The 2,227-nt window shown below is 67.8% G+C and carries 1 protein-coding gene and 1 pseudogene; one reads left to right on the top strand and one right to left on the bottom strand.

All coding sequences use genetic code 11. The features are described from left to right. Positions 1 to 1,503: pseudogene (locus VF497_RS13115) on the top strand (DNA-directed RNA polymerase subunit beta'); the annotation flags it as partial. A 65-nt stretch (positions 1,504 to 1,568) separates the two neighbouring features. On the opposite strand, the gene VF497_RS13120 reads toward VF497_RS13115, so the two are convergent. Further along, a partial coding sequence (locus VF497_RS13120; RefSeq protein ID WP_330889407.1) for a GlxA family transcriptional regulator occupies positions 1,569 to 2,227 on the bottom strand: 659 nt, incomplete at its 5' end.

Genomic DNA, 2,227 nt, shown 5'->3' on the forward strand with positions numbered 1-2,227 from the left:
TGCTACGGTCGCGACCTCGCGCGCGGTCACTTGGTGAACCAGGGCGAAGCGGTCGGCGTCATCGCCGCACAGTCGATCGGTGAGCCGGGCACGCAGCTGACCATGCGTACGTTCCACATCGGTGGTGCGGCCTCGCGTGCGGCGGCGGTCGACAACGTTTCGGTGAAGACCACCGGTTCGGTCAAGTTCAACAACCTCAAGACCGTGCAGCACGGCGCGGGCCACCTCGTCGCCGTGTCGCGTTCGGGTGAGCTTTCGATCATGGACGCGCACGGCCGCGAGCGCGAGCGCTACAAGGTGCCCTACGGCGCGACGATTTCGGTCAAGGACGGCGCGGCGGTCAAGGCCGGCCAGACCATCGCGAACTGGGATCCGCATACCCATCCGATCGTCACGGAAGTGGCGGGCAAGGTGCGCTTTATCGACTTCATCGACGGCATCACCGTGCAGGCGCAGACCGACGAACTGACCGGCCTCGAGTCGGCGGTCGTCACCGATCCGAAGCGCCGCGGTACGCAGGCCAAGGACCTGCGCCCGATCGTGCGTCTGGAAGACAAGAAGGGCAAGGAGCTGCGTCTGCCGGGCACCGACATCTCGGCGCAGTACTTCCTGCCGGCCGGAGCGATCATCTCGCTGCAGGACGGCGCGGAAGTGGGCGTCGGCGACGTCGTCGCGCGTATCCCGCAGGAAACCTCGAAGACGCGCGACATCACCGGTGGTCTGCCGCGCGTGGCCGACCTGTTCGAAGCACGCAAGCCGAAGGAACCGGCGATCCTCGCCGAAGTCTCCGGCGTGGTCTCGTTCGGCAAGGACACCAAGGGCAAGCAGCGCCTCATCATCAAGGACGCCGACGGCAACGATCACGAGGAACTGATTCCGAAGTGGCGCCAGGTCATCGTCTTCGAAGGCGAGCATGTGGAGAAGGGCGAAACCGTCGTCGACGGCGAGCCGAATCCGCACGACATCCTGCGCCTGCTTGGTGTCGAGCCGCTGGCCGCCTACCTGGTCAAGGAAATCCAGGACGTGTACCGCCTGCAGGGCGTGCGCATCAACGACAAGCACATCGAAGCGATCATTCGCCAGATGCTGCGCAAGGTCGAGATCACCGTCCCCGGCGACACGCGCTATCTCAAGGGCGAGCAGAGCGACCGCAAGCGCGTCGGCGAAGAGAACGCTCGCGCCAAGGCACGCGACGAGCGTCCGGCCGAGTTCGACCCGATGCTGCTCGGCATCACCAAGGCATCGCTGGCGACGGAGTCGTTCATCTCGGCGGCCTCGTTCCAGGAGACCACGCGCGTGCTCACCGAAGCCGCAGTGCGCGGCACGCGCGACACGCTGCGCGGGCTCAAGGAGAACGTCATCGTCGGCCGCCTCATCCCGGCGGGCACCGGTCTTGCGTACCACAAGCAGCGTCGCAAGAAGGCCGGCGCGCTGTCCGACGCCGACTTCGAGACGCTGCGCGGTGGCGTGACCGAGTTCGTCGGCGAGGCGCACGGCGAATAAGCAGCGGAGTCTTCGCCACGCAACAACGAAAAAGGCCGCGCAAGCGGCCTTTTTCGTGTGCGGAATCAATCCCGTTCGACCGTGGCGCGCATCCTGCCGGGCGTGACTCCCGCTGCCTTGCGCACGAGGCGCCGCAGCGCGGTCGCGTCGCGGTAGCCGACCGCGACAGCGACCTGTTCGACGCTCATGCGACTGTTCTGCAGCAGGCTGCGCGCGCGATGCAGGCGGATGCTGCGGATCAGGTCGATCGTGCCCATGCCGGTCGCATGGCGCACATGCCGGGCGAGCGTGCGCTCGGAGATGCACAGCTCCGCGGCGAGCCGGGTTACGGAAGGAACCTCAGGCAAGGCCACCTCGACGCGCCGCGTCAGCCGCGCCACGAGCGCATCGCCGCTCGCCAGCATCGCCGGGATGACGAACTGCGCCTGCTGCGCACGCTCGTGCAGCAGCAACACGCGCGACACGCCTTCGGCCAGCTTCGCGCCAAAGCGTTGACGCAGCAGGTGCAGCATCAGGTCGGATTGGGCGAACGCGGCACCGGCGGTGAGCACGGGGCCATCGATGCACAGGATGCGCGTCGCGTCGACGTGCGTGTCCGTCGCGAGGCGCGCCAGCTCCGGCGCCAGCCACCACGTCGTCGTGACCCGCCGCCCCGCCAGCACGCCGGCGGCCTGCAGCAGAAACACGGCCGAGCACGATGCCGCCACCCGGCCGCCGTTGGCTA

This window comes from Rudaea sp., assembly GCF_036383415.1.
Lineage (GTDB): Bacteria > Pseudomonadota > Gammaproteobacteria > Xanthomonadales > Rhodanobacteraceae > Rudaea.